The organism is Mesorhizobium sp. M1B.F.Ca.ET.045.04.1.1, from assembly GCF_003952465.1.
Classification (GTDB): Bacteria; Pseudomonadota; Alphaproteobacteria; order Rhizobiales; family Rhizobiaceae; genus Mesorhizobium; species Mesorhizobium shonense.
The window spans coordinates 461,708-486,671 of sequence record NZ_CP034448.1 but is presented as its reverse complement, the minus strand read 5'-3'; the positions used below and the strand labels follow the sequence as shown (position 1 = coordinate 486,671).

Genomic DNA, 24,964 nt, shown 5'->3' with positions numbered 1-24,964 from the left:
TTGGGGAGGCTTCAGCCAATCCCCAGCACTTGCGCTGATTTCACGGAAACGAACGGTGAAAATCTTGCCCGCTGACTGCTTGCAACCCTAATCCCTGTGTCGAGGAGCTAGCGGTAAAGCGCCTGAGATATGACCGACGCTCACAGCTGCTCGTCGCTTTCTTCGTTTCCCAAACCGGTCCGGAACGTGTTTTCTGCGCGCCTGACGAACACGAGCGACGAACACGGGACGAGCGATATGGACGTATTGCGCATTGCTGCATTTTCGGACGGGAACAGCGGCGGCAATCCAGCCGGCGTGGTGATCGGCGACGTCTTGCCCGATGCGGCCGACATGCAGCGCATCGCTGCCGAGGTCGGATTCTCGGAAACCGCCTTCGCCGCGCCGGACGGTGACGGCTGGCGCGTGCGCTATTTCTCGCCGGAATCGGAGGTGCCGTTCTGCGGCCACGCCACGATCGCGCTCGGCGCTGGACTGGTCCGGCGGTTCGGCGACGGGATTTTCGCGCTGGCCCTCAATCAGGCCGGGATAACAGTCGAAGGATTCCGCGAGGGCTCCAACTTCGCCGCCGCGCTGCAGTCTCCGCCGACGCGCAGCAAGCCCGCGGCGCCAGGGCTTGTCGCCGAAATGCTGGCGTTGTTCGGCTACGTGGCCGGTGATCTCGATCCGGCCATTCCTCCGGCGCTGATCCATGGCGGCTCCGACCATTTCGTGCTGGCGCTGAAGTCACGCGAGGCGCTTGCGGCGATGGCTTATGATTTCAAGCAGAGCCAGGCCCTGATGCGACGCGAAGGACTGATCACGATCCTGCTCGCTTTTGCCGAAACGCCGCGCCTCTTCCACACGCGCAATCCGTTCGCCTCCGGCGGCGTCTATGAGGATCCGGCGACGGGCGCCGCCACCGCGGCCTTTGCCGGCTATCTGCGTGACATCGGCTGGCCGCATGGCGGCTCGATCGACATCGTCCAGGGCGAGGACATGGGCATGCGCTCGCGGCTCCATGCCGACATTCCGCCGATGCCCGGCAGCTCGATCAGGGTGTCCGGAACAGCCCGGCTGATGGACTGAGGCTCAAGCAATTCCAGGAAAGGTGCTCCGCGGTTTTCCGTCCGCAATTGCGTAAAACCAAAGCCCTCACATCGGCCGTCTCAAGCCGAGATGCTCGCGCAGCGTGCGGCCTTCATAGTCCTTGCGGAACAGGCCGCGCCGCTGCAACTCCGGCACGACCATCGTCCCGAAGGCGTCCAATTCGCCCGGAAACCAGGAGGGCATCACATTGAAGCCGTCGGCGGCGCCGCCTTCGAACCGCGCCTGCAATTCGTCGGCGATCTGCTCGGCCGTGCCGACGACGCGCCAGTGGCCGCGCGCGCCGGCAAAGTAACGCGCGAGCTCGCGGATCGACAGACCGTCGCGCCGCGCCTGCTCGATGACCAGCGCCTGCCGGCTCTTCATGCCCTGGCTCTCCGGCAGCTCGGGCAACGGTCCGTCGATCGGATAGTGCCAGAGGTCGGAGATGCTGAGATAGCTGGAAAGCAGCGCGACGCCGACATCGTCGGGGATCAGTTCCTGCAGCGCGTCGTACTTGGCCTGGGCCTCGGCTTTCGTTGCCGCGACGATCGGCGCCACGCCGGGCATGATCTTCACGTCGTCCGGCTGGCGGCCATAGGCGGCCAGCCGACCCTTGAGATCGTCATAGAAGGCCTTGGCGTCCTCGAAAGTCTGCGCCGCCGAGAACACGACATCGGCGGTCCGTGCGGCAAGGTCCTTGCCGTCGTCGGAGGCGCCGGCCTGCACCATCACCGGCGCGCCCTGCGGCGACGGCGGTATGTCGAGCGGGTCGCGTACTGAAAAGCTCTGGCCGTCATGGCCGGCCGCCTTGCGGCGCCACAGGCCGGTGACGACGGCGGCGAATTCGCGCGCGCGTTCGTAGCGGTCGGCATGCGGCCTCAAGCCCGTCGAACCGAAATTCGCGGCCTCGATAGGATTTGCCGAAGTGACCAGGTTCCAGCCGGCGCGGCCGCCGCTCAGATTGTCGAGCGAGGCGAACATGCGTGCCAGCCCGTAAGGCTCGTTGTAGCTGGTCGAGGCCGTCGACACGAGGCCGATGCGCTCGGTCTGCGCGGCAAGCGCTGAAAGCAGGCTGATCGGCTCGAAGCCGATCGAGCGTGAGGTCTGGCTGGCGATGTTGATATTGGCCTCGCGCAGGCCGGCGGCGTCCTCGCAAAACACCATGTCGAACTTCGCCGCTTCCGCCGTCCGCGCCAGTTTAATGTAGTGGTCGATGTCGATGCCGGCCGTGACATGCGCGTCCGGATGGCGCCAGGCGGCGATATGGTGGCCGGTGGCCCACAGGAACAGCCCGAGCTTCATCTGACGCGCGCTCATTTGGCGCCTCCCTCGCCATGTCTGAGATGTCCGCGCAGCGTTGCCCCGGCATCAGCCGATCGGGCCAAGCCGCGACGGCGAAGTTCCGGCAGGATGCGGTCGGTGAAGTGATCGAGCGCAGAAATATCAGCCGGCAAAGCGAAATTGAAACCATCGCAGCTTTTGGTGTCGAACCGGTCTTCAAGCCCGCCAGCCGCAAGTTCGTCCAAGCCAACCGTCATCAGCACCTTCATGGGTTCGCGTCCGGCGGCAACCGCGCGGCGCTTGAGAACGTCATAGGTTGCCTTGGCGCCCTCCGCCTCGATCAGCACGACGTCGGCGACTTTGGCGCCGAAATCGAAATCTGCCTCCCCCAGACCCGACATGACCAGCACCGGCGTGTCCTGCGGCGAGCGGGCGACGTTGAGCGGGCCCCGCACGGAGAAGAACTCGCCCTTGTGGTCGAGGAAATGCATCTTGTCTGGATCGTGGAACCGGCCGCCGGCCTTGTCGAACAGCAGGGCGTCCGCGTCCCAGCCTCGCCACAGGCCCTGCACGATACCGATGAACTCTTCCGCGCGGCGGCGGAAATCGTCGTCGGCAATGCCTTCCGGCCGGCTGAAATTCGCCGCCTCGCGAGGGTTCTGCACGAGCGTCGCGTTCCAGCCGGTGCGGCCGTGGCTGATGATGTCGAGCGAGGCGAAGCGGCGCGCCAGATTGTAGGGCTGGTGCGCGAGCGTCGAGGCGCCGGCGACGAGCCCGATCGTCTCCGTCACCGTCGCCAACGCGGCGATGAGCGTCGTCGCTTCGAACGGGCTGGTCGATGGCGCGTCGGCGGAGTCGGAAATGATAACCATGTCGACGCCCGCCGCTTCCAGGTTCCGCACGATGGCGCTGATCTGGCCGAAGTCTAGGATGTCTTGTCCGTCGGCGGCGATGTTGAGCGAAATGGCGAGATGCATAGTGCGGCCCTTCGGCTGCCTTCAAAATCGGCAGCCGTCTGGCCACCCAACCTAGGCCCGTCTTCGTGTAAGGCAACCGAACCGAGTAGGCCACCAGGCTGTGACATGCCGGCCAGCCGTCGCGTGCCTCGAGGTAGAGGTCTTGACGGCCCGGATGTTGCGTTGTCGGCCACATACCTCGGCGATTAGCCTGAACACGTATCGTGTCGTCATTCTATGGCGAAGCAAGGAGCGAGCGACGCGGCGCAGACCATAGAATCCATTCCGTGACTTCAAAGCGTTGCGACTGTTCAGAATTCTGCTCCTCAGCACCCTTACGATCAAAGTCACGGAATGGATCCTCGGGTCTGCGCTCGCGTCGCTCCGCCCGTGGATGACGACGTCACGAAGGCTTCGGCCAATCGCGATGCAACGCTGCCAGCCCCTACTTGCCGGCGAGAATATCCCTGATCAGCCGCTGGCAGCGATCGGCCATGAAGTCGAGCAACAGGCGCACCTTGGGGTCCTGCAGCTTCTTGTGCGGATAGACGGCCGCAAGCTGCACGGGCGTCGGTGGCGTCTTGGCGAGGATCACCTTCAGCCGCTGGTCGCGGATGAACGGCTCGACCTCGAAGCGCGGCTTGTTGATGATGCCGCGGCCCGACAGCGCCCAGCCGGTCAGCACGTCGCCGTCGTCGGTGTCGTAAGGCCCGTGCACTTCGAGTTTCTGCACGCCGTTCGGCGTCTGCAGCGTCCAGACATATTCGCGCGTGCCGGCATAGCGCAGCATCAGGCAGTCGTGCTTCTTGCCGATCAGCTCCTGCGGCTCGACCGGCTCGCCGCGCGCCTCGAGATATTTCGGCGCCGCCACCAGCACGCGCTCGCAGTCCATGATGCCGCGCATCCGAAGGCTGGAATCCTCGATGATGCCGAGGCGGAAGGCGACGTCGATGCCTTCCTTCATGATGTCGACATTGTGGTCGGAGAGCCTCAGCCGCACCTCGATGTCGGGGTATTTGTCATGGAAGTCAGGAATGCCGGAGGCGATCAGCCGCCGGCCGAGGCCGAGCGGCGCCGTCACCTTGATCGTGCCGCGCGGCTGGCCGGAAAGTGCCGCCACCGCGGCCTCCGCGTCGGTGATCGCGTCCAGCACCTGCTTGGCGCCGGTGTAGAATACCGTGCCGTGCTCGGTCGGCATCAATTGCCTTGTCGTGCGGTTGAACAGCCGCACACCGAGATGCTTCTCCAGCTCCTTGATGCGGTTGGAGGCGACCGCCGGCGAAATGCGCATGTCGCGGCCGGCCGCCGACAGATTGCCGAGCTCGACGACGCGGACGAAGACGGCGATGTTGTCGAGATAGGCCATGGGCTCTCAAACGGCTACGTGGGGCAAGCCTAGTATTTTCCATTTTTTTTTGAAAGTCATCGCGCGCCCCGCCTCTTTTCGTTTGCGCTCCAGACCGTAAAGTCGCCTGATCGGCAGGGACGATTTCCCAGGGGCGACTCGATGACGGATTTTGCGATTTTCTGGGACTGGCTGAGTTTTGCGGTCCGCTGGCTGCATGTCATCACCGGCATCGCCTGGATCGGCTCGTCCTTCTATTTCGTCGCCCTCGACCTCGGCCTGCGCCAGCGTCCCGGCCTGCCTGCCGGCGCCTTCGGCGAGGAATGGCAGGTGCATGGCGGCGGCTTCTATCACATCCAGAAATATCTGGTGGCGCCGGCCGAGATGCCGGAGCACCTGACCTGGTTCAAATGGGAATCCTACGCCACCTGGCTGTCGGGCTTCGCCATGCTCTGCGTGGTCTACTATGCCGGCGCCGATCTGTTCCTGATCGACCCCAACGTGCTCAACATCTCGGTGCCGGTCGGCATCCTGCTGTCGCTGGCCACCATCGGCGTCGGCTGGATCGTCTACGATCTGCTCTGCCGCTCGCCGCTCGGCAAAAGCGACAGCGGCCTGATGCTGGTGCTCTATTGCGTGCTGGTCTTCATCGCCTGGGGGCTGACCCACCTCTTCACCGGCCGTGCTGCCTTCCTGCATCTCGGCGCCATCACCGCCACGATCATGTCGGCCAATGTCTTCATGGTCATCATCCCCAACCAGAAGATCGTCGTCGCCGATCTCATCGCCGGCCGCAAGCCGGATCCGAAATACGGCAAGATCGCCAAGCAGCGCTCGCTGCACAACAATTACCTGACCTTGCCGGTCCTGTTCCTGATGCTGTCGAACCACTACCCGCTGGCCTTCGGCACTCAGTTCAACTGGGTCATCGCCTCGGTGGTCTTCATCATCGGCGTGCTGATCCGCCACTATTTCAACACCGTGCACGCCCGCAAGGGCAATCCGACCTGGACCTGGCTCGGCGCCGCCGTTTTATTCATGATCATCATCTGGCTGTCGACAGTGCCGAAGGTGCTGACCGGCGAGCCGAAGACCTCTGCCGCATCCTCTGCCGCCCAAGTCTATATGGCTTCGGCCCACTTTCCCGCCGTGCGCGACACCGTGCTCGGCCGCTGCTCGATGTGCCATGCCGAGGAACCCGTCTATGAGGGCATCTACCACGCGCCGAAGGGCGTGATGCTCGACACCGACGCACGCATCGCCGAGAATGCCCGCGAGATTTATCTGCAGGCCGGCCGGGCGCATGCCATGCCGCCCGCCAACGTCACCCAGATAACCGACCAGGAACGGGCCCTTTTGGTGGCCTGGTTCGAAGGCGCCGGAAAGTAAGCATGACATCAAAGCTCCTGCGCGGCCGCACGCTCTCCTTCCTGCGCTGGCCCGAAGCGATCGACGACCATGCCGCCTGGCGCTACGAGGAGGATGGCGGGCTGCTGATCGACGGCGGCAAGATCATTGCCGCCGGTGCCTATGCCGAGGTCGCGAAGAAGGCCGGGGCCGGGGTCGAGACGATCGACCATCGTCCCCACCTCATCCTGCCGGGCTTCCTCGACGCGCATGTGCATGTGCCGCAGATGCAGATCATCGCGTCCTACGGAGCCGAGCTGCTCGACTGGCTGAACAAATACACTTTTCCCGAGGAGTCGAAATTCCAGGACGCGCAGCACGGCCGCCGCATCGCGCGGCTGTTCCTCGACGAAATGCTGCGCCAGGGCACGACCACGGTCGTCGCCTATTGCTCGGTGCACAAATCTTCGGCCGAGGCCTTCTTCGCCGAGTCGCATGATCGCAACATGCTGAACATCGCCGGCAAGGTGATGATGGACCGCAACGCGCCCGACGGCGTGCTCGACACGCCGCAGACCGGTTATGACGACACCAAGGCGCTGATCACCGAATGGCACGGCAAGGGCCGCCAGCTCTATGCCATCACGCCGCGTTTCGCCATCACCTCCTCACCCGAGCAGATGGAAATGGCCGGCGCGCTCTGCCGCGAGCACCCCGATCTCCACATGCAGACGCATCTGTCGGAGAACCACGCCGAGATCGCCTTCACCCAGGAACTCTATCCCTGGTCGCGCGACTACACCGATGTTTACGAGCATTACGGCCTGCTGGGCCGGAAAAGTCTGTTCGGCCACTGTATTCATCTTTCGGAGCGCGAAGCGGACGCGCTGTCGCAGTCGGGCTCGGTCGCGGTGTTCTGTCCCACCTCCAATCTCTTCCTCGGCTCCGGCCTGTTCGACTACCAGCGCTACCGCCGGCGCGAGAAGCCGCTCCGGATCGCCGCGGCGACCGATGTCGGCGGCGGCACCAACTATTCGATGCTGCGCACCATGGACGAGGGCTACAAGGTGATCGCGCTGAACGGCGAGAAGCTGAACCCGTTCCAGTCCTTCTGGCAGTTGACGCGCGGCAATGCCGAGGCGCTGTCGGTTTCCGACAAGGTCGGCACCCTCGATGAAGGCACGGATGCCGACATCGTCGTGCTTGATGCCCATGCCACGCCGGCGATGCGGCTGAGGATGGAGACGGTGGAGACGCTGGCCGAAGAACTCTTCCTGCTGCAGACGCTGGGCGACGACCGCGCCGTGCGCGAGGTCTATGTGGCGGGCCGGCCGGCGAAGAGCGCGATCGTCGCATAGACTAAACGCGCTCTTCGCTTGACCCCGCGTCAGCCATCGGCCAAAGCGTGCGTCGACAGTAGACAGGGGAACGCCATGGCTGCCGCCGACGACATCGCTCTGATCAAGAAACAGGAAGCCACGTTGGTCTTCCCGGCCTTCGACGAGGCCGTGGCCTTCGAGATCGGCTCGGCGATCAGGGACCGGGCGCTAAAGGAAGACCTGCCGATCATCGTCGACATCAGGACTTTCGACCGGCCGCTCTTCTATGCCGCGATGCCGGGATCGAATGCCTCCAATCCCGACTGGGCGCGGCGCAAGATCAATGTCGTCAAGCGTTATCTCAGAAGCACCTACCGCATGGTGCTGGAGCAGCAGCGCCCTGACCGCACCTTCAAGGTCGGCGAGGGGTTGGACATTGCCGATTATGTACTGGCCGGCGGCGGCTTTCCCGTCACCGTGAGAGGCGCCGGCGTCATTGGTGTGATCGCCGTCTCGGGCCTGCCGGAGCGCCAGGACCACGGCGTCGTGGTCGATGCGCTCTGTGCCTATCTCGGCGCTGATCGGAAACAATTAGCGCTGTCGCCGGAAGACAAATCGTGACGTTGGCGCCGCCCCTCATCCGCCTGCCGGCACCTTCTCCCCGTGAAGAACGGGGAGAAGGGATGCGCTCAGACGCCGGTGACCCCCTCTCCCCGTTCTTACGGGGAGAGGGTAAGGGTGAGGGGCGGCGCCGACGTCGGAAAAATCTGCGCAACGCCGGTGGCCGCCAAATATGACCGTGACCGATCCCAAAGCCTTCCTTACCGCGATCTTCAACGCGGCTGTCTCCGCCGCCGATCCAGAAAAGACGATCCGAAATCATTTGCCGGCGAAACCTGAAGGCCGCACCATCGTCATCGGCGCGGGAAAAGGCTCGGCGCAGATGGCGGCCGCCTTCGAAAAAGTCTGGGACGGGCCGATCGACGGCCTTGTCGTCACCCGCTACGGCTATGGCGCCAGATGCGAGCGCATCGAGATCATCGAGGCGGCGCACCCGGTGCCGGATGCGGCCGGCCTCGAAGCCTCGCGACGGCTGCTGGAGAAGGTGCAGGGACTAACGTCAGACGACCTGGTGGTGGCGCTGATTTCGGGCGGCGGCTCGGCGCTGCTGCCGTCGCCCGCTCCCGGCCTGACTTTAGCCGACGAGATCGCCGTCAACGAGGCGCTGCTCGCCTCCGGCGCGCCGATCGCGGCGATGAACACCATCCGCAAGCATGTCTCGACCATCAAGGGCGGACGCCTGGCCGCCGCCGCCCATCCGGCCAGGGTCGTGTCGCTGGTCGTCTCGGACATCCCCGGCGACAATCCGGCGCTCGTCGCTTCAGGCCCGACCGTTCCCGACACCGGCAGCCGCGCGGATGCGCTGGCCTCGATCGCCGCCTATGGCATGAAGCTGCCAGATGCGGTCATGGCCCACATCAATTCGTCCGCCGCCGACGCGCCGCGTCCCGACGATCCCCGCTTTGACGGCAATGAAGTGCATTTGATCGCTTCGGCCGGCGTCTCGCTGGAAGCTGCGGCTGCCGAAGCGAAGCGGCAAGGCATCGGGGCCGTCATCCTGTCGGATTCGATCGAAGGCGAGGCGCGCGAGGTCGGCGGCGTCCATGCCGCGATCGCGCGCGAGGTGGCGACCCGCAACCGGCCCTTCGAGAAACCGGTGCTGATCTTGTCGGGCGGCGAGACGACGGTGACGCTGCGGGCAAAAGGCAAGGGTGGCCGCAACTCGGAATTCCTGCTCGCCTTCGCCATTGGCATCGGTGGTCTGGAAGGCATTTATGCCCTGGCCGCCGACACCGATGGCATAGACGGCTCGGAGAACAATGCCGGGGCGTTTGCCGACGGTTCGACGGTGTCGCGCATGCGTGCGGCCGGCGTCGATGCCAAGGCGATGCTGGCAGGCAACAACGCATGGACGGCCTTCAATGCGGTTGGCGATTTGTTTGTCCCGGGGCCGACCGGGACGAATGTCAATGATCTCAGAGCGATCCTGGTCAGGTAGCGGCGGGCCCCACGGAAGTCGTCATTCCAGGGCGGAGCAAGGAGCGAAGCGACGCGCGCAGACCCTGGAATCCATTCCGTGACCTTAGCCGAAGAGTGCACCGGAGCAGAATTCTGCACCGTTGCAACACGTCGAAGTAACGGAATGGATCCTCGGGTCTGCGCGCGTCGCTTCGCTCCTTGCTCCGCCCGTGGATGACGAAGCGACGGGCGTTTCGGCCAATCTCGAAGGCCGCGCGATCCTGTGCAACAGCATTCGTAGTATTTCCGTTTCCGTTCGGGTGCGTAGAACGATCAACCATCCATCAGCCGCTTCACCTTCCTCATATCCTTCAGAAACCGCTCCCGCTCGGCGTCCTTGTCCTCCTGCTCGCGGATGCGCAGGATAAGCGAAGGGTGGATGGTGACGAACACGCGCAGCCCGTCATCGCGCTCGATCACCTCGCCACGCCTCTTCAACACCGGCACCGCTTTGCCAAGCAGTGACTGCGCCGCGGTCGAGCCAAGCGCCACGGCAAGACGGGGACCGATCCGGCCGATCTCCTTGTCCAGCCACCAGCGGCAGGCCTGCACCTCGCCGGCATTTGGTTTGGAGTGGATGCGCCGCTTGCCGCGCGGCTCGAATTTGAAATGCTTCACCGCGTTTGTGACGTAGACCTTCCGGCGGTCGACGTCGGCATCTTCCAGGGTGGCGTCGAGCATCCGGCCCGCCGGACCGACAAACGGTTTGCCGGCCCGATCCTCTTGGTCTCCCGGCTGTTCGCCGACGAAGATTACCTCAGCGTCTTCCGGCCCTTCGCCGAAAACCGTCTGTGTCGCATTGCGCCACAGCGGGCAGCGGCGGCACCCCTTCGCCTCATCGCGCAACTCGGCGATCGGCTCTGCCTCGTCCGGAGGTTCGGCGTGTCCCGCTCGAGCGCGCCTGCCGGAAATCGCCGTCTCATGTGGGGTCGTGCCTGCCATCGTCCATCCTCGCCGGCTGTCGAAGTTGAATGGGCGAGGCTGGCGATGGTTCCCGATCCTCACACCTCGTGCAGGTAGAGGTGGTAATCCAGCTCGCTGACGGTGCGCGCAACGCGCAGATATTCCGCCTGCTTGATCGCCACGAAGGTCCGGTGCAGGTCGGGGCCGAGCGCCGCTTTCAGGAAATCGGAGTGTCTGGCCGCCTCGATCGCGGCGCGCCAGTCGGCCGGCATGGTCGACGCTTCCGTTGCCTGCTCATAGCCGTTGCCGGTCGTTTCCGTGCCGGGGTCCAGCCCTTCGTCCAGGCCCTTGATGATGCCGGCCAGCACCGTCGCCGCCACCAGATAAGGGTTGGCGTCGACGCCGGATGGCCGATGTTCGATGCGGCGGTTCCTGGCGTCGCCCGCCGGCACGCGCAGCGCCACCGACCGGTTGTTGACGCCCCAGGTCGGCGCCACCGGTGCATAGGACTGCGCGACGAAGCGCCGCCATGAATTGGCGTGCGGCGCAAACACCAGCATCGATTCCGCCATGGTGTGGATCAGGCCGCCAAGCGCGTTGAGCAGGCTCAGTGACCATTTCTCGCCGGCAGCCTCGGTGAACACGTTCCGACCGGCGTCATCCTGCAGCGAGACGTGGAAATGCATGCCTGAGCCGGCATAGGTTTCGATCGGCTTGGCCATGAAACAGGCGGTGACGCCGTGCCGGCGCGCCTGGGCCCTGACCAGCCGCTTCAGCATGACGAGGTCGTCCGCCGCCCGCATCACGTCCTTGCGATAGTTGAGCGTCAATTCGTACTGGCCGGGCGCGTATTCGGAAATGACGGTCTCGGCCGGGATGCCTTGCGCCTTTGCCGCGGCGTAAATATCGGAAAACAGCGGCTCCATGCCGTGCAGATGGTCGACCGAATAGACTTCGGTCTTGGCCGAGCGGCGGCCGTCGAGCACCGCGCGGGCGGCTTGCACCTTACCGTCCGCATCGCGCTCGTTGGCGAGGAGAAAAAACTCCAGCTCGAAGGCGCCGGCCGGATGCAGACCTTTGGCCGCCAATATGTCCACTTGCCTTGCCAGCGCCAGTCGCGGGTCCGACGACATCGGCTGGCCGTCGAGATGATACATCGCCATCAGCACCTGGCCGCGCGGCGGCTGCGTGCCGTAGAGCGGCACCAAGGTGCCAGGGATCGGCCAGGCTCTGAGATCGCCGTCGCCGCTGTCCCAGATCAGCCCGGTCTCGTGCACGTCCTCGCCGGTGATGTCGAGGCCGAGGATCGAGATCGGCATGTGCCGGCCGCCCTCGAAAATGCTCATCAGCTCGTGTCGCCGCACGATCTTGCCGCGGCCGATGCCGTTGGCGTCGGTGAGCACGATGTCGAAGGCCTCGATGTCGGGATGGGCGTCGAGAAAGGCTTTCGCCTCGGCGGGCGTCGAGCCGGAAGGCGAGGTCGTGACGGCGTTCGGATTGTCCATCGCCGCTTGTCTCACGCCGTGAGCCTTGCCGCAACCGCGGCGAAAGCGGCGATGAGACGGCTCACCTGGGCCGCGGTCGTCGCCGGCGAGATCAGCATCATATTGTGGAACGGCGCGATCAGCACGCCGCGATTGACCAGCGCGACATGGATGGCGCCTTCGAGTTCCGGCGCATGCGCCTTCTCCGCCTCGCCGCCGTTCTTGAGCGGGCCGGGCGCGCAGATGAACTCGACCCGGGCGCCGACCCGCGTGACATGCCAGGGCAGATGATAGCGGTCGATGACGGAGGAGAGCCCGGCGTCGAGGCGGCGCGCCAGCCGGTCCATATGGGCATAGGCCTCCTCGGTCATCACCTCTTCCAGCGTGGCGCGCATCGCCGCGAATTGCAGCGGGTTGGCCGACAATGTCGTGCCCATGCCGGAATAGCCGGGTTCCTTCGTAAGGTTATAGGCGCCGTAGCGTGTGGCCACCTCCTCGCTCATCCCCCAGATGCTCGCCGGCACGCCGCCGGCCACCGGCTTGCCGAGCACGAACAGATCCGGCTCCAGCCCATATTTCTTCGTATAGCCGCCGGGGCCGGTGGAGATGGTGTGCGTCTCGTCGATCAGAAGCAACGCGCCGGCCGCGCGGGTGAGGCGCCGCAGCGCGTCGTGGAAACCGGGCTCCGGCAGCACCATGCAGGAATTGGTCAGCACCGGTTCGGTGATGACGCAGGCGACGTCGCGGTCCGCCAGCGCTGCTTCCAGCGCCGCCATGTCGTTGAACTCGACGATCTTGGTAGCCCGCGTCAGGTCGCGGAATTCGCCGGCCAGTCCCGGCCGGTTGACCGGCTTGCCGTCGATCAGCCGCACCATCGTCTCATCGACCGAGCCGTGATAGCAGCCGTTGAAGACCAGGATCTTTTCGCGCCCCGTCACCGCGCGGGCGACGCGCAGCGCGAAGCGGTTGGCGTCGGTCGCGGTGGTGGCGATCTGCCAGTAGGGCAGCCCGAAACGCTGTTGTAAGAGCGGGCCGATCGCCAGCGCATCTTCGGAAGGCAGCATGTAGGTCAGGCCGCGCCCGGCCTGCCGGCGGATCGCGCGAGCGACCGCCGGCGGCGAATGGCCGAGCATCGAACCGGTGTCGCCAAGGCAGAAATCGTCGAGCCTGTTGCCGTCGATGTCGGTGATGATGGCGCCTCTGGCGCCGTCGGCCAGGATCGGAAACGGCGTCGGCCAGTCGGTCATCCAGTGCATCGGCACGCCGCCGAGGAAGCCCGACATGCCGTTGCCGACCTTGGCTTCCGATTTCGGCCGCGCCTTGCGGAAGGCCGCCGCTTCCGTCTCGCGCAGCTCGGCGATGCGGGCGGCAGCGATGCCGCGGATGGAAATCCGGTCGATTGAATGCATGAAGCCCCTCGTTCAGGCAGTAGGCAGTAGGCAGTAGGCAGTAGGCAGTAGGCAGTAGGCAGTAGGCAGTAGGCAGTAGGGCTCTCTTTCCCTACTGCCCATTCCCTACTGCCTATTCCCTTAAGCCGTGATGTCTATCACGCCGCAATCACCCGCCGCACTTCCGAAGACGATGCGGCGCTCTTCCTTGTCCCACATCATCGAGGTGATGGCGCCTTTGCCGGGGCGGCGCAGCAGCACTTCCTTGGCATCGGCAAAGCGCGCCGCAATCACCATGCCGTCCTCGTAGCCGATGGCTGTGACTTCCTGGCTTGGATGGCAGGCAACGCAGGTGACCATGGTGTTGCCGCGCGTGCCGAGTTCCAGCGGCGCCTTGCCCATGGGGCCGTCCTTGCTGGCGAACGGCCAGACGATCGCCGCTGGCGCGCCGGAGCTCGCCAGCCATTTGCCCTTGGGCGACCACGACAGGCTCTTCACCTTGCCTGGATAGCCGCTCATGCGCATGTGCTTGCCGTCAGCCAGTTTCCAGCCATGCAGCGCGTTCTCCTGCATGGTGGTGATGAGGAAAGCGCCGTCCGGCGAAAAAGTGATGCCGGTGTGGGCGCCGGCCCATTCGAGTTCGACAGGCTTGCCCTCGGCCGCCGGGAAATGCAGCGTCGCGCCATTGTAGCGGGCGACGGCGAAGCGCATCCCTTTGGGCGAGAAGGCGAGCCCCTCGACCGAGCGCGGATGCGAAAATTCCTTGGTCTTGCCGTCGGCGAAACGGACGAAGGCGGCCTTGCCCGACGCATAGGCGATCGCGCCTTGCGGCCCGGCGGCAACACTGGTGATCCATTTCCTGCCGGCGCTGGCAAGTTCGCTCGCCTCGCCGCCGGCTTTCACGGCAAACACCCTGCCGTCCTCGCCGCCGGTGATCAGCCGGTCGTTCGCCGCGTCATGGAAGGCAGCGAGCAGCCCGTCATTGGCTTGCACGGTCTTGTGCCCATTGTCGAGCCGATGGATCGCGCCGTCGGCCAATGCGAAATGCGGCACGTCGCCGAGGAAGACGGCTGCGACGCAATGGCCTTCGAGATCAAGCGGAGCGACTGTGGGCACGAGATCATTCCATTCGAGTTTAGCGCTGCCCCTCACCCTTACCCTCTCCCCGTAAGGACGGGGAGAGGGGATCGCCTGCGTTGCAGCGCGTCCCTTCTCCCCGTTCTTCACGGGGAGAAGGTGCCGGCAGGCGGATGAGGGGCAGCGCTAACGTTGCAAGGCTTGGAAATCAAGCCGCCTGGCAGGCTTCAAAACTCTTCCTGAGCCGCTCGGCGTCGAGATCGCGGCCAATGAACACCAGCCGGCTCTCGTGCTTCTCGCCGTCCTTCCAGGCGCGCTGGTGGTCGCCTTCGAGGATCATGTGCACGCCTTGCAGGACATAGCGGTCGTCGTCGCCCTTGAGTGCGATGATGCCTTTCAGCCGCAGGATGTTCGGACCCTCCATCTGGGTCACCTTCTCGATCCAGGGAAAGAACTTCTTCGGGTCCATCTCGCCGCCGCGCAGCGACACCGACTTCACCGTCACGTCGTGGATATCCGAAGCATGGTCGTGATGATGGTGATCGTGCCCGTCATGATCGTGATGATGGTGGTCATGGTCGTGATCATGATCGTGCGCCTCGAGGAAATGTGGGTCGTTCTCCAGCGCGCGGGAAAGGTCGAAGGCGCCGCGGTCGAGCACCTCGCCCAGCGCCACGCCGGCGCGCTCCGTGCGATGGATCCTGGCCGCCGGGTTGATGGCGCGGATCGTCGCCTCGACCTTTTCGAGCTCTTCCAGCGTGACGAGATCGGTCTTGTTCAGCACCACCACATCGGCGAAGGCGATCTGGTCCTCGGCTTCCTTGGAGTCCTTGAGCCGCAGCGGCAGGTGCTTGGCGTCGACCAGCGCCACCACCGCGTCGAGCTTGGTCTTGGAGCGCACGTCGTCGTCCATGAAGAAGGTCTGCGCCACCGGAACCGGATCGGCGAGGCCCGTGGTCTCGACGACGATGGCGTCGAAACGGCCGGGCCGCCGCATCAGGCCTTCGACGACGCGGATCAGGTCACCGCGCACCGTGCAGCACACGCAGCCATTGTTCATCTCGTAGATTTCCTCGTCGGATTCGACGATCAGGTCGTTGTCGATGCCGATCTCGCCGAACTCGTTGACGATGACGGCGTAGCGCCTGCCGTGGTTCTCCGACAGGATGCGGTTGAGCAGCGTCGTCTTGCCCGCGCCGAGATAGCCGGTGAGAACGGTTACGGGGATCTGCGTCTGTGCATCGCTCATGGGTTGCCTCGAAAATCTGTGCCTCGAAGGATTTGTCGGCCTCATATAGGGTGTGAGCCGCGCTTTTGCACGCGCCAAACCGATGGGCCAGCTGGCCCCCGATCGGCGCGGGTGTCGAGGATGGAATAGCGGTGCTCGATGCGGCCAGGCGGAGGGCGCGCACGGGTGTCATCTCGCCCATGCAGGCTTTCCGCTGTGAATCTCGCCGGTTCAAAAGTCGTTTGTCATCTAACTGAAATAAACATCTGGCATCACCTGCGCGGGCGCCGCAATTGCTTGCCGGCAAAGCGTTCTGCAAGCCGGCCTCTTTAAATCGTCATTTGCCAGCCGTCGGACAGCCTCTATGCTGCCCGCGCCGGTTCGGCCGAAGAGGGAAAGACCATGGCCAAGGCGGACAAGACAGCGACAATGAGCCGGCTGCATTCGGCGGCGCGGCTTGCACGTACAGCGCTTGCGGCGCGGCTCCTGGCGCACGGCTTTTATGCCGGCCAGGACCAGATCATGCTGGCGCTCGACCGGGAGGACGGCCAGACGCCGGGCAATCTCGCCGGCAAGCTCGGTGTGCGCCCGCCGACCATCACCAAGACCATCAACAGGCTGCAGGCGCAGGGTTTCCTCGAAAAGCGCGCCTCCAATGCCGATGCCCGCCAGGCCCACATCTTTTTGACCGATACCGGCCGCGAGACCATCCGCGCCATCGAGAAGTCGGTCAAGAAGACCGAAAAGCAGGCGCTGAAGGGCCTCGACAAGAAGGACCAGAAGGCGCTGTTCAAGCTGCTCGCCCGCGTCGAGGCGAACCTCTCCAACGAGGAGCTGATCCTCCTGGACGATGACGCGGAGCTGGATGAAGCGTGACGCGTGAGCGCGATGCGCAGCATCGTCGCTTAACCGCGAGACGTTGGTGACCCACGAGCGACGCGTAAGCGTCGTCTCGAGCGACGCAAGCGCGATGCGCAGCATCGCCGCTTAGCCGCTTCACGCGCCACCCAAGCATCGGCGGCTCAGCGGAAAGGGCGACGACGCTGCGCGTCGCGCCTCAGCGACATCACCGGACGTCTCGCGATTGAGCGACGACGCTGCGCGTCGCGCTTACCAGCGCCGCCCAGCGTCCCGGCGTCAGCCCGAACGCCTTCTTGAAATGCCGGTTGAAATGGCTCTGATCGCTGAAGCCGGCCGCAACAGCTGTTTCGGCAAGCGGCTCCCCCGTCTCGATCATGCGCCGCGCCCGCTGCAGCCGGCGCATCAACAGGAAGCGATGCGGGCTGGTCGAATAGGTCGCGCGGAAATGGCGTGACAGCGCATAGCGGTCGAGGCCGGTGACGGCTTCCAGCTCGTCGGAGCGCACCGGCCGTTCGGCATTTTCTTCCAGATAGTCGCGGGCAAGTGCCGCCGCCCGCCAGGCCGTCCTGCCCATCGGTTTTGCCGGCTGTCCGGCATGGCGCTTCAATTGTCGCGCCAGCTGCGCAATGAAATCGGCGACGAACAAATCGTCGAGCTCCTCGTCGAGCGGCGTTAGCGCCGACAGCAGCGTGTCGCGCAAGGCCGGATCGCTCACCACGGCATCGGGCACGAAAGGCAGCGGCGCGCCACCAAGGCAGTCGGAGAGCAGCGACGGTTCCAGATAGAGGATCCTGTAGCGCAGGCCGTCCTCCGTGCCGGCGCCGCCGTCGTGCAATTCGTCGGGATGCAGCACGATCACCTGGCCGGGCAGGCTGTGCCGCACGGCGCCCCGATAGTGGAAGCGCTGCACGCCATCGAGCGTCACGCCGATGGCATAGGTGTCGTGGCGGTGCAGGTCGAAGGCATTGCCGTGGAAGCGCGCCTCGATGCGCTCGAGGCCGGTGGCGCCCGGCGCCGAAACGATCCGGTCGTCCTCAGCGCACGAACGTTCAAGACCTTCCAGCGCCTCATCGCCTAGACCGTGCGCCATCACATGCCCTTCTTGGACCATCCGGAGTCTCAATTTTGGTGTTCGACACGAAATTTGCAATCGTTCTGAGGGAAGACCTCGCCGTCTGGCAGAAGCTCAACGTCACCGCCTTCCTGACCAGCGGCATCGTCGCGCAGTTCCCTGAGATCATCGGCGAACCCTATCGCGATAGCGCCGGCAATCTCTTCAATCCGCTATCGATCCAGCCCGTCATCGTGCTGTCGGCGGATGGGCCGACGCTCAGCATCATCCACCGCAGGGCCCTCGAGCGCGGCGTGACGACATCCGCCTATGTCGAGGAGATGTTCTCGACCGGCCATGACGTGGCCAACCGCGCCGTCTTCGCCGAATTCGCGCCTGACGACGCCAAGGTGGTCGGCATCGCGCTGCGCGCCGAAAAGAAGCTCGTCGACAAGATCACCAAGGGCGCCCGCATGCATGCGTGATTCAGGGGAGTAGGGATGGCTTTGATCCTTGCTCCGCCTTCAGGATTGGCGACTGCGAGGAACGTTCCTGCCAATCGCCAACAGCAGTGCGCTCTAAGCCTGTTCGGTGCGCTTGTTGGGCCAGTCGCTTTTGGCTTGCTGGCCGGTGGCGATTGCCGCAAAAGGGTGGGGTCTACCTTTCCTCCGGCCTGAACTTGAACACTCCCAAAATCCACGACGACAGCGCAACGCCGCCCGCGGCGATGCTTTTGATGCTTTGCGTCTATGTCTGCTTCACCTTTCTCGACACCTCGAGCAAATATCTGGTGCTGGCCGGCGTCTCGGCGCTGATCGTCGCCTGGACCCGCTTCGCCATCCATGTCCTGCTTGTCGGCGTCTTCCTGCGCGGCTGGCGCGAACCGTCGCGCTTCCGCGCCAACAACCTGCCGGCGCACATTTTGCGCGGATGCCTCCTGTTCGGCTCGACCATGTTCAACATCCTGGCGCTCAGGACCCTGCAGCTCGCCGAAACCACCTCGATCTATTTCTTCGGCCCGATGGTGATCACCGCATTGGCCGGACCGCTGCTCGGCGAATGGGCGGGCTGGCGGCGCTGGCTGGCGATTCTCACCGGCTTCGTCGGCGTTTTGATCATCACCCGGCCCGGCGTCGGCGTCTTCGGCATCGGCCATCTCTTCGCGCTCGGCTCGATGCTGTCGAACTCCTTTTACGTCATCATGACCCGGCGCATGTCGGCCAGCGAAACATCGGAGAGCCTGATCCTGTTCTCGGCGCTGGCGCCGGCGGTGCTGCTCCTGCCGATGCTGCCCTTCTCATTGTCTCTTCCTCAGGATGGCTGGCACTGGGCGATCCTGCTGATGCTCGGCGTCTTCGGCGCCGGCGGTCATTGGCTGCTCGTCCAGGCCTATCGCCTGGCGACGACGACGGCTCTCGCGCCTTACCCCTATTCGCAGATGGTGTGGATGATCATTTCCGGCTGGCTGATCTTCCACCAGCTTCCCGACCGCTGGACGCTGCTCGGAGCGGCCATCATCGTCGCCAGTGGCCTCTACATCATCCATCGCGAGCACAGGCTGCGCCTGCGCAATTCCGCCTCGCTGGACACCGAGGCCGAGACCCTGGCGAAAAAACTTTGATTTGCCTCCGATCGATGGCATAAGCCCCATTTAAACAGTTTAAAAGTCCGGGGGACCAAGGGCTGGCACAGAAGATCAAGCTTTCGACGATCGCGGATGCGCTCGGCGTCTCCACGGCAACGGTATCGCTGGCGCTGCGCGACAGCCCGCTGGTCGCCGGCTCCACGCGCGATCGCATCAAGGAGCATGCCCGCGCCATCGGCTATATTTACAACCGCCGCGCCGCCTCGTTGCGCACCTCGCGCTCCGGCATTGTCGGCGTCGTCGTGCACGACATCATGAACCCGTTCTTCGCCGAGATCCTGCGCTCGATCGAAAGCGAGCTCGACCGCAGCCGCCAGACGTTCATCCTCTCCAATCATTACGATCAGCTCGAAAAGCAGCGCACATTCATCGACACGCTGCTGCAGCTCGGCGCCGACGGCGTCATCATGTCGCCGGCCATCGGCACGCCGGCCGAGGACATCATCATGGCCGAGGAGAACGGCCTGCCGGCGGTGCTGATCGCGCGCACGGTCGAGGGCGCCGGCGTTCCGGTGTTTCGCGGCGATGACGCCTATGGCACCGGCCTTGCCACCAATCACCTGATCTCGCTCGGCCACAAACGCATCGCCATGATCGGCGGCACCGACCAGACCTCGACCGGCCGCGACCGCTACCAGGGCTATGTCCACGCCATGGAGGCGGCCGGGCTGGAGGTGAAACCGACCTGGCGCATTGCCGGCCCGCGCACCAAGCAGGCCGGTTTCGAGGCCGCAGGACAGTTTTTGGCGCTGAAAGACAAGCCGACCGCCGCCTGCTGCTGGAATGATCTCGTCGCCATCGGACTGATGAACGGCATTGCGCGGGCTGGTCTCGTGCCGGGCGTCGACATCTCGGTCACCGGCTATGACGATCTCGAGGAGGCCGCAATCGCAACTCCGGCATTGACAACGGTCTGGAATGGCCAGCGCGAGGTCGGCCGCCGCGCCGCCAGCGCGCTGCTCGACAAGCTGAACGGGCAGGCTGTGCGCCCCTCGCAGGAACTGATCAAGCCGGAGCTGCACGTGCGCCAGTCCACCGGCAAGCCGGTGGAGCGTCAATGACAAAAGCTGAAGCGAAGCTCCCGGTCGCCATCCTGGTGCCGGGTCATTTCAACGACCATGCGATCGGCCGGATCGACAAGGCGTTCCAGCGTGTGCGGATCGAGCGCGCCGACCCGTCGCTGGTCACCGGCGAGATGCGTGAAGCGGTGCGCGGCATCGCCTGCTTCGGCGGCATCAACGCGGCCGTGATCGACGCGCTGCCCAATCTCGAAATCATCGCCAATTTCGGCGTCGGCTATGATTCGGTCGACGCCGGTCACGCGGCGAAGCGCGGCGTGATGGTCACCAACACGCCGGACGTGCTGACCGAAGAGGTCGCCGACACCACGATCGGGCTGTTGATCAACACGGTACGCGAAATGTATGCCGCCGAGAAATGGCTGCGCGACGGCGACTGGGTGAAGAAGGGCAATTATCGCCTGAGCCGGCTCACCTTGCGCGGCCGGACCATTGGCATCTTCGGCATGGGCCGCATCGGCCTTGCCGTCGCGCACCGTATCGAGGCCTTTGGCCTGCCGATCGCCTACCACAATCGCCGCAAGGTCGAGGGCCTGCCTTACGAATACCATGCGACGCTGAAGGGCTTGGCCGAAGCGGTCGATACGCTGATTTGCATCGCCCCGGGCGGTGCATCGACGGAGAAGGCCATCAATGCCGAGATCCTGTCGGCGCTGGGTCCGAACGGCGTCTTCGTCAATATCGGCCGCGGCAGCACGGTGGACGAGGCGGCCCTCGCCGCCGCCCTCGAGAAGGGCGCAATCGCCGCCGCCGGGCTCGATGTGTTTGCCGACGAACCGAACGTGCCTCAGGCCTTGCTCGACGCGCCCAACACCTCGCTCCTGCCGCATGTCGGCTCGGCGTCGGACCATACACGCCGGGCCATGGCCGATCTGTGCGTCGACAATCTGATCTCCTGGTTCGGCCAGCGCCGGCCGCTGACCCCGGTGCCGGAGACGATCAGCGTCAAGCCGCGCGCCTGACAAGCCGCATTGTTAGCGCCTGGTTAACCATTCGGAATCATTGTGCATACTTCGTTATGCATGTCGCCTAAGTTCGCGGACGGCGACATGCATGGACCAGAAGAGCCGCGCGACGCGCTTTGGTACGGAGAGGCAGGGTGAAGCTGTTGGCCGGGTTGGTTGCGTCGGTTGCGTTGTTCGGGGGCGCGCAGTTCCTGCATGGCGGCGATGGCCGGAGCGCGGCCGAAGAAGCTGCCCCATCCGGCACCTATCGGTTGACGGCCAATGGTGACGAAGCGGCCTGCGCCGTCCAGCGCGGCGCCGAGCTATCGGACGGCTTGTCGCTGCTCCGCGTCGCACCGAACTGCCACAAGCTGATGCCCGGCATCGAACGCGTGAAATTCTGGCGCGAGCAGGCCGATGGCTCGGTCGCCTTCAGCGAGAACGGCACTGATCCGATCGTCACCTTCAGCGTCGCCGATGGCGACGGCTACGAATCATACGCGCCGGCCACGCCGCTGCTTTCGCTGAACAACGGCGAGTAAACCACGGAACTGCTTGGCCGGCGGGTCTATTCCGCCGCCGCGCGTGTCCCGGCTTTCGCCGCTGCGTGGAGCCGCACGGCATCGCCGAAGGCGCGAAAGATCTTGGCCGAGTTGCTGTCCGACTTCACCCAATATTCCGGGTGCCACTGCACGCCGACGGCGAAGGCGCGGGCATCCTTGACCGAGACCGCCTCGATCGTGCCGTCGGTGGCTAAAGCCTCGACCTGCAGCTTGGAGCCGAGCCGGTCGATCGCCTGGCGATGCAGCGAGTTGACCTTCATTTCACCGGCGCCGAACACGCCTGCGAGGCAGCTTCCGGGCTTGATCGAAATCGTCTGGTGGATGCCGAAGCGCTCGTCCTGATTGTCGCTCACCGGCGCGCGGTGATCGAGCGAGCCCTCGCGCTCCTGGATCTCGGTGCCGAGCGTGCCGCCCAGCGCCACGTTCAGCTCCTGGATGCCGCGGCAGATGGCGAGCAGCGGCACGCCGCGCTCAATCGCCTTGCGGATCAGCGGCAGCGTGGTCGAATCGCGCGCGGGATCGTAGGGGCCGTTGGCCTCGGTTGCGTCGCCGCCATATAGCGAGGGATGCACGTTGGACTTCGAACCCGTGACCATGACCCCGTCGACCGAAGACAGCAGCTCGTCGAAGTCGAGCCGGTCGCCGAAGGAGGGCACCAGCAGCGGGAACACGCCGGCGCCGGCGATCGCCGCTTCGATGTATTGCTGCGGCGCGGCATGCCAGGTGTAGTTGTCGAACTGGCGGACATCGGTCGAGACGGCAACGAGCGGCTGCTGCATTTTGGATACGGTTTCCATCGAGAGCTAACGAATTATTCTGCCTACAAAATAGGCGATCCCAAGGCGCTTTGCCATGGCAAGTTTCGCCGTTCCGGCTGGGCCACGGCGGTTGGCGTTAGACTATAGTTGCACGTTGCCCGCGATGCTGGACTCGACACCTTGCCCGTGTATTGTTTCGCGCAGCCGGCCAGGGCAGCGAGGATGCCTGTAAGTCGGTCTGTTGATCCAAAATGGGAGGAAACTGCATGGATCGTCGTTCATTCATCCGCAAGGCCGGTGCGTCCGGTGTCGGCGTCGCGGCGGCGGCCGCTGCGCTTGCCACGCCGGCGATAGCTCAATCCAATCCGAAAGTGACCTGGCGGCTGGCATCGTCCTTCCCGAAATCGCTCGACACGATCTATGGCGGCGCGGAAGTCTTCTCGAAAATGCTGTCGGAAGCGACCGACGGCAATTTCCAGGTCCAGGTATTCGCCTCGGGCGAGCTGGTCCCCGGCCTGCAGGCGGCGGACGCCACCGCCGCCGGCACGGTCGAGGCCTGCCACACGGTGGCATATTACTATTGGGGCAAGGACCCGACCTGGGCGCTGGGCGCCGCGGTGCCGTTCTCGCTCAACGCGCGCGGCATGAATGCCTGGCACTATCACGGCGGCGGCATCGACCTGTTCAACGAGTTCCTGGCCACGCAAGGGTTGTTCGGGCTGCCGGGCGGCAACACCGGCGTGCAGATGGGCGGCTGGTTCCGCAAGCAGATCAACACGGTCGCCGACCTTTCCGGCCTCAAGATGCGCATCGGCGGTTTCGCCGGCAAGGTGGTGCAGAAACTCGGCGTCGTGCCGCAGCAGATCGCCGGCGGCGACATCTATCCGGCGCTCGAAAAGGGCACGATCGACGCCGCCGAATGGGTCGGCCCCTATGACGACGAGAAGCTCGGCTTCTACAAGGTCGCGCCTTATTACTACTATCCCGGCTGGTGGGAAGGCGGCCCGACCGTGCACCTGATGTTCAACAAGGCCAAGTACGAGGAATTGTCGCCGGCCTACAAGTCGCTCGTGCATACGGCGGCGCAGGCCGCCGATGCCAACATGCTGCAGAAATACGACTATCTCAACCCGGCGGCGGTGAAGCGGCTGGTGGCTGGCGGCGCCAAGCTGGCGCCGTTCAGCCAGGAAATCATGGCGGCTTGCTTCGAGAAGGCCAACGAGGTCTATGCCGAAATGGAAGCCAACAACGCGCCGTTCAAGAAGATCTGGGACTCGATCAAGGGCTTCCGCAAGGAGCACTATCTCTGGGCCCAGGTCGCCGAATACAATTACGATACCTTCATGATGGTGCAGCAGCGCAACGGCAAGCTGTAGGCGAGGCCCTCCTTCTCCCCTTGTGGGAGAAGGTGGATCGGCGCGCAGCGCCGAGACGGATGAGGGGTGTTGGCCGGAGTGCCGTCGGTGCGCCAAGCTGGAGCACCCCTCATCCGTCGCCTTCGGCGACACCTTCTCCCACAAGGGGAGAAGGGAAGAACTGAGCGCAAAGCCGGCGCCTCAGCCCTTGCCCGGCACGACCAGCACCTTGACCTCCCCCGGGGCCGCGGGATTCGAGATCACCTGCGGCGCCTCCTCGAGGGACACTTGCCTTGAGATCAGCTTGTCGATCTCGATTGCGCCCGACGCGACAAGGTCCGCGGCGCGCCGGTGGGTGAAGGGATTGAGGAAGGAACCGAGCACCTTCAACTCGCGGAACAGGATGTCGAAGGGCTCGAAGGCCACCTTCTGTCCTTGCGGCATCACGCCGACGATCACCACCGTGCCGCCGGACTTGGCCAGCCGCATCGATTGCTGGACGGTGTCCGGGACGCCCGCGCATTCGAGCACCACGTCGACGCCGCCAGGTACAATGCCGGCTTTTCCGGCGATGGCCTCGATGGGATCGGCGGCGCTGGGGTCGACCGTCGCCGTTGCGCCAAGCTCCTCGGCCAGCGCGCGGCGCGAGGCTTGCCTGGTCGACAGGATGATGGTCGCCGCACCCGCCAGCTTCGCCAATTGCACCGTGAGCAGCCCTATGACGCCGCCGCCGAGAACGACCACCGAGGCGCCGGGCTTGATGGCGGCGAGATCGACGCCATGCAGGCAGCATGCCAGCGGCTCGCAGAAGGCGCCATGCGTCGGCTTGAGACCGGCGGGCAGGAGGAAAGCCTGGTTTTGCGGCATCACGACATAGTCGGCGAAGCCGCCGTCGCGGTGGATGCCGATGGCTCTCAGATTGCTGCACAGATTGACGCGGCCGGCACGGCAGTGGCTGCAGCGCCCGCAGGAAATGTTGGGATCGCCGGTGACTCGGTCGCCAACGGCAATATCGGCGACGGCCGCTCCTACGGCCTCGACGATGCCGCAGAATTCGTGGCCGAGCGTCACCGGCGGCTTTGACGGAAACTCGCCTTGGAACAGGTGCCTGTCGGTGCCGCAGACGCCGCAGGCCTCGATCCGCACCAGAACGTCCTGCGGCCCCGGCGAAGGTTTCTCGACCTCGCGAAGCGCGATGCTGCCGATTGCTTCCAGCCTTACGGCTCTCATGGC

General features: G+C 64.8%; 23 protein-coding genes. 12 read left to right on the top strand and 11 right to left on the bottom strand.

The genetic code is table 11. The features are described 5' to 3' along the window. Positions 1–237: 237 nt before the first annotated feature. On the top strand, positions 238–1,068 hold the full coding sequence (locus EJ071_RS02260) for a PhzF family phenazine biosynthesis protein (protein ID WP_126096627.1): 831 nt from the start codon (positions 238–240) through the stop codon (positions 1,066–1,068). Positions 1,069–1,134: 66 nt separating this feature from the next. Here the strand turns inward: EJ071_RS02260 and EJ071_RS02255 are convergent, their stop codons facing one another. From EJ071_RS02255 to EJ071_RS02245, 3 genes are all read right to left on the bottom strand, one after another. Further along, positions 1,135–2,385, bottom strand: coding sequence for an LLM class flavin-dependent oxidoreductase (locus EJ071_RS02255; protein ID WP_126096626.1), 1,251 nt, complete (start codon positions 2,383–2,385; stop codon positions 1,135–1,137). Further along, positions 2,382–3,326, bottom strand: coding sequence for an LLM class flavin-dependent oxidoreductase (locus EJ071_RS02250; protein WP_126096625.1), 945 nt, complete (start codon positions 3,324–3,326; stop codon positions 2,382–2,384). The genes EJ071_RS02255 and EJ071_RS02250 overlap by 4 nt, the downstream gene beginning before the upstream one ends. A gap of 424 nt (positions 3,327–3,750) precedes the next feature. Then, positions 3,751–4,671, bottom strand: coding sequence for a LysR family transcriptional regulator (locus tag EJ071_RS02245; protein WP_126096624.1), 921 nt, complete (start codon positions 4,669–4,671; stop codon positions 3,751–3,753). A 141-nt stretch (positions 4,672–4,812) separates the two neighbouring features. Here EJ071_RS02245 and EJ071_RS02240 point away from each other — a divergent pair, with 141 nt between their 5' ends. From EJ071_RS02240 to EJ071_RS02225, 4 genes are all read left to right on the top strand, one after another. After that, a complete protein-coding gene (locus EJ071_RS02240; protein WP_126096623.1) occupies positions 4,813–6,039 on the top strand; it encodes a urate hydroxylase PuuD in 1,227 nt (408 codons plus the stop codon). Between the two features lie 2 nt (positions 6,040–6,041). Further along, positions 6,042–7,355, top strand: a complete 1,314-nt coding sequence (gene guaD / locus EJ071_RS02235) for a guanine deaminase (protein WP_126096622.1) — start codon at positions 6,042–6,044, stop codon at positions 7,353–7,355. A 75-nt stretch (positions 7,356–7,430) separates the two neighbouring features. Then, complete coding sequence (locus EJ071_RS02230; protein ID WP_126096621.1) at positions 7,431–7,937, top strand: heme-degrading domain-containing protein; 507 nt, start codon at positions 7,431–7,433, stop codon at positions 7,935–7,937. A gap of 172 nt (positions 7,938–8,109) precedes the next feature. Next, positions 8,110–9,375 (top strand): glycerate kinase, encoded by a 1,266-nt coding sequence (locus EJ071_RS02225; RefSeq protein ID WP_126096620.1) that lies wholly within the window; start codon positions 8,110–8,112, stop codon positions 9,373–9,375. A gap of 293 nt (positions 9,376–9,668) precedes the next feature. Here the strand turns inward: EJ071_RS02225 and EJ071_RS02220 are convergent, their stop codons facing one another. The 5 genes from EJ071_RS02220 to EJ071_RS02200 form a co-directional block, all read right to left on the bottom strand. Beyond that, positions 9,669–10,337, bottom strand: coding sequence for a UdgX family uracil-DNA binding protein (locus EJ071_RS02220; protein ID WP_126096619.1), 669 nt, complete (start codon positions 10,335–10,337; stop codon positions 9,669–9,671). A gap of 59 nt (positions 10,338–10,396) precedes the next feature. Further along, a complete protein-coding gene (locus tag EJ071_RS02215) occupies positions 10,397–11,803 on the bottom strand; it encodes a glutamine synthetase family protein (protein WP_126096618.1) in 1,407 nt (468 codons plus the stop codon). 11 nt (positions 11,804–11,814) lie between these two features. Further along, a complete protein-coding gene (locus EJ071_RS02210) occupies positions 11,815–13,191 on the bottom strand; it encodes an aspartate aminotransferase family protein (RefSeq protein ID WP_126096617.1) in 1,377 nt (458 codons plus the stop codon). Positions 13,192–13,311: 120 nt separating this feature from the next. After that, complete coding sequence (locus EJ071_RS02205; RefSeq protein ID WP_126096616.1) at positions 13,312–14,286, bottom strand: WD40 repeat domain-containing protein; 975 nt, start codon at positions 14,284–14,286, stop codon at positions 13,312–13,314. Positions 14,287–14,455: 169 nt separating this feature from the next. Continuing rightward, positions 14,456–15,496: a GTP-binding protein gene (locus EJ071_RS02200; protein WP_126096615.1), complete on the bottom strand. Its 1,041-nt coding sequence runs from the start codon at positions 15,494–15,496 to the stop codon at positions 14,456–14,458. A gap of 381 nt (positions 15,497–15,877) precedes the next feature. Between EJ071_RS02200 and EJ071_RS02195 the strand changes: the two genes are divergently transcribed. Beyond that, the gene (locus EJ071_RS02195; protein WP_126096614.1) at positions 15,878–16,351 is read left to right on the top strand and encodes a MarR family transcriptional regulator; all 474 of its coding nucleotides are present in this window, start codon (positions 15,878–15,880) and stop codon (positions 16,349–16,351) included. 190 nt (positions 16,352–16,541) lie between these two features. Here the strand turns inward: EJ071_RS02195 and EJ071_RS02190 are convergent, their stop codons facing one another. Beyond that, the gene (locus EJ071_RS02190) at positions 16,542–17,426 is read right to left on the bottom strand and encodes an AraC family transcriptional regulator (protein ID WP_126096613.1); all 885 of its coding nucleotides are present in this window, start codon (positions 17,424–17,426) and stop codon (positions 16,542–16,544) included. Positions 17,427–17,464: 38 nt separating this feature from the next. Between EJ071_RS02190 and EJ071_RS02185 the strand changes: the two genes are divergently transcribed. From EJ071_RS02185 to EJ071_RS02165, 5 genes are all read left to right on the top strand, one after another. After that, the gene (locus tag EJ071_RS02185; protein ID WP_126096612.1) at positions 17,465–17,872 is read left to right on the top strand and encodes a DUF2000 family protein; all 408 of its coding nucleotides are present in this window, start codon (positions 17,465–17,467) and stop codon (positions 17,870–17,872) included. Between the two features lie 251 nt (positions 17,873–18,123). Beyond that, positions 18,124–19,008, top strand: coding sequence for a DMT family transporter (locus EJ071_RS02180; RefSeq protein WP_189521520.1), 885 nt, complete (start codon positions 18,124–18,126; stop codon positions 19,006–19,008). Between the two features lie 62 nt (positions 19,009–19,070). Next, complete coding sequence (locus EJ071_RS02175; RefSeq protein WP_126096610.1) at positions 19,071–20,093, top strand: LacI family DNA-binding transcriptional regulator; 1,023 nt, start codon at positions 19,071–19,073, stop codon at positions 20,091–20,093. Beyond that, on the top strand, positions 20,090–21,073 hold the full coding sequence (locus EJ071_RS02170) for a 2-hydroxyacid dehydrogenase (protein WP_126096609.1): 984 nt from the start codon (positions 20,090–20,092) through the stop codon (positions 21,071–21,073). Before EJ071_RS02175 ends, EJ071_RS02170 begins: the two co-directional genes overlap by 4 nt. A 137-nt stretch (positions 21,074–21,210) precedes the next feature. Beyond that, positions 21,211–21,597 (top strand): hypothetical protein, encoded by a 387-nt coding sequence (locus EJ071_RS02165; RefSeq protein WP_126096608.1) that lies wholly within the window; start codon positions 21,211–21,213, stop codon positions 21,595–21,597. A gap of 26 nt (positions 21,598–21,623) precedes the next feature. On the opposite strand, the gene EJ071_RS02160 is transcribed toward EJ071_RS02165, so the two are convergent. After that, entirely contained in the window at positions 21,624–22,397 is a 774-nt protein-coding gene (locus tag EJ071_RS02160; protein ID WP_126096607.1) for a gamma-glutamyl-gamma-aminobutyrate hydrolase family protein, read from the bottom strand. Positions 22,398–22,642: 245 nt separating this feature from the next. On the opposite strand from EJ071_RS02160, the gene EJ071_RS02155 reads away from it, so the two are divergent. Continuing rightward, positions 22,643–23,752: a TRAP transporter substrate-binding protein gene (locus EJ071_RS02155; RefSeq protein WP_126096606.1), complete on the top strand. Its 1,110-nt coding sequence runs from the start codon at positions 22,643–22,645 to the stop codon at positions 23,750–23,752. A 180-nt stretch (positions 23,753–23,932) separates the two neighbouring features. Here the strand turns inward: EJ071_RS02155 and EJ071_RS02150 are convergent, their stop codons facing one another. Further along, positions 23,933–24,961 carry a zinc-dependent alcohol dehydrogenase family protein gene (locus EJ071_RS02150; RefSeq protein ID WP_126096605.1) on the bottom strand — a complete coding sequence of 343 codons (1,029 nt, stop codon included), beginning with the start codon at positions 24,959–24,961 and terminating at the stop codon, positions 23,933–23,935. Positions 24,962–24,964: the final 3 nt, after the last annotated feature.

What these genes read in the sequence shown, in the direction of transcription:
- EJ071_RS02260 (WP_126096627.1), top strand. Translation starts at nt 238, where the DNA reads ATGGACGTATTGCGCATTGCTGCATTTTCGGACGGGAACAGCGGCGGC.
- EJ071_RS02255 (WP_126096626.1), bottom strand. Translation starts at nt 2,385, where the DNA reads ATGAGCGCGCGTCAGATGAAGCTCGGGCTGTTCCTGTGGGCCACCGGC.
- EJ071_RS02250 (WP_126096625.1), bottom strand. Translation starts at nt 3,326, where the DNA reads ATGCATCTCGCCATTTCGCTCAACATCGCCGCCGACGGACAAGACATC.
- EJ071_RS02245 (WP_126096624.1), bottom strand. Translation starts at nt 4,671, where the DNA reads ATGGCCTATCTCGACAACATCGCCGTCTTCGTCCGCGTCGTCGAGCTC.
- EJ071_RS02240 (WP_126096623.1), top strand. Translation starts at nt 4,813, where the DNA reads ATGACGGATTTTGCGATTTTCTGGGACTGGCTGAGTTTTGCGGTCCGC.
- guaD (WP_126096622.1), top strand. Translation starts at nt 6,042, where the DNA reads ATGACATCAAAGCTCCTGCGCGGCCGCACGCTCTCCTTCCTGCGCTGG.
- EJ071_RS02230 (WP_126096621.1), top strand. Translation starts at nt 7,431, where the DNA reads ATGGCTGCCGCCGACGACATCGCTCTGATCAAGAAACAGGAAGCCACG.
- EJ071_RS02225 (WP_126096620.1), top strand. Translation starts at nt 8,110, where the DNA reads ATGACCGTGACCGATCCCAAAGCCTTCCTTACCGCGATCTTCAACGCG.
- EJ071_RS02220 (WP_126096619.1), bottom strand. Translation starts at nt 10,337, where the DNA reads ATGGCAGGCACGACCCCACATGAGACGGCGATTTCCGGCAGGCGCGCT.
- EJ071_RS02215 (WP_126096618.1), bottom strand. Translation starts at nt 11,803, where the DNA reads ATGGACAATCCGAACGCCGTCACGACCTCGCCTTCCGGCTCGACGCCC.
- EJ071_RS02210 (WP_126096617.1), bottom strand. Translation starts at nt 13,191, where the DNA reads ATGCATTCAATCGACCGGATTTCCATCCGCGGCATCGCTGCCGCCCGC.
- EJ071_RS02200 (WP_126096615.1), bottom strand. Translation starts at nt 15,496, where the DNA reads ATGAGCGATGCACAGACGCAGATCCCCGTAACCGTTCTCACCGGCTAT.
- EJ071_RS02195 (WP_126096614.1), top strand. Translation starts at nt 15,878, where the DNA reads ATGGCCAAGGCGGACAAGACAGCGACAATGAGCCGGCTGCATTCGGCG.
- EJ071_RS02190 (WP_126096613.1), bottom strand. Translation starts at nt 17,426, where the DNA reads ATGGCGCACGGTCTAGGCGATGAGGCGCTGGAAGGTCTTGAACGTTCG.
- EJ071_RS02180 (WP_189521520.1), top strand. Translation starts at nt 18,124, where the DNA reads ATGCTTTGCGTCTATGTCTGCTTCACCTTTCTCGACACCTCGAGCAAA.
- EJ071_RS02170 (WP_126096609.1), top strand. Translation starts at nt 20,090, where the DNA reads ATGACAAAAGCTGAAGCGAAGCTCCCGGTCGCCATCCTGGTGCCGGGT.
- EJ071_RS02160 (WP_126096607.1), bottom strand. Translation starts at nt 22,397, where the DNA reads ATGCAGCAGCCGCTCGTTGCCGTCTCGACCGATGTCCGCCAGTTCGAC.
- EJ071_RS02155 (WP_126096606.1), top strand. Translation starts at nt 22,643, where the DNA reads ATGGATCGTCGTTCATTCATCCGCAAGGCCGGTGCGTCCGGTGTCGGC.
- EJ071_RS02150 (WP_126096605.1), bottom strand. Translation starts at nt 24,961, where the DNA reads ATGAGAGCCGTAAGGCTGGAAGCAATCGGCAGCATCGCGCTTCGCGAG.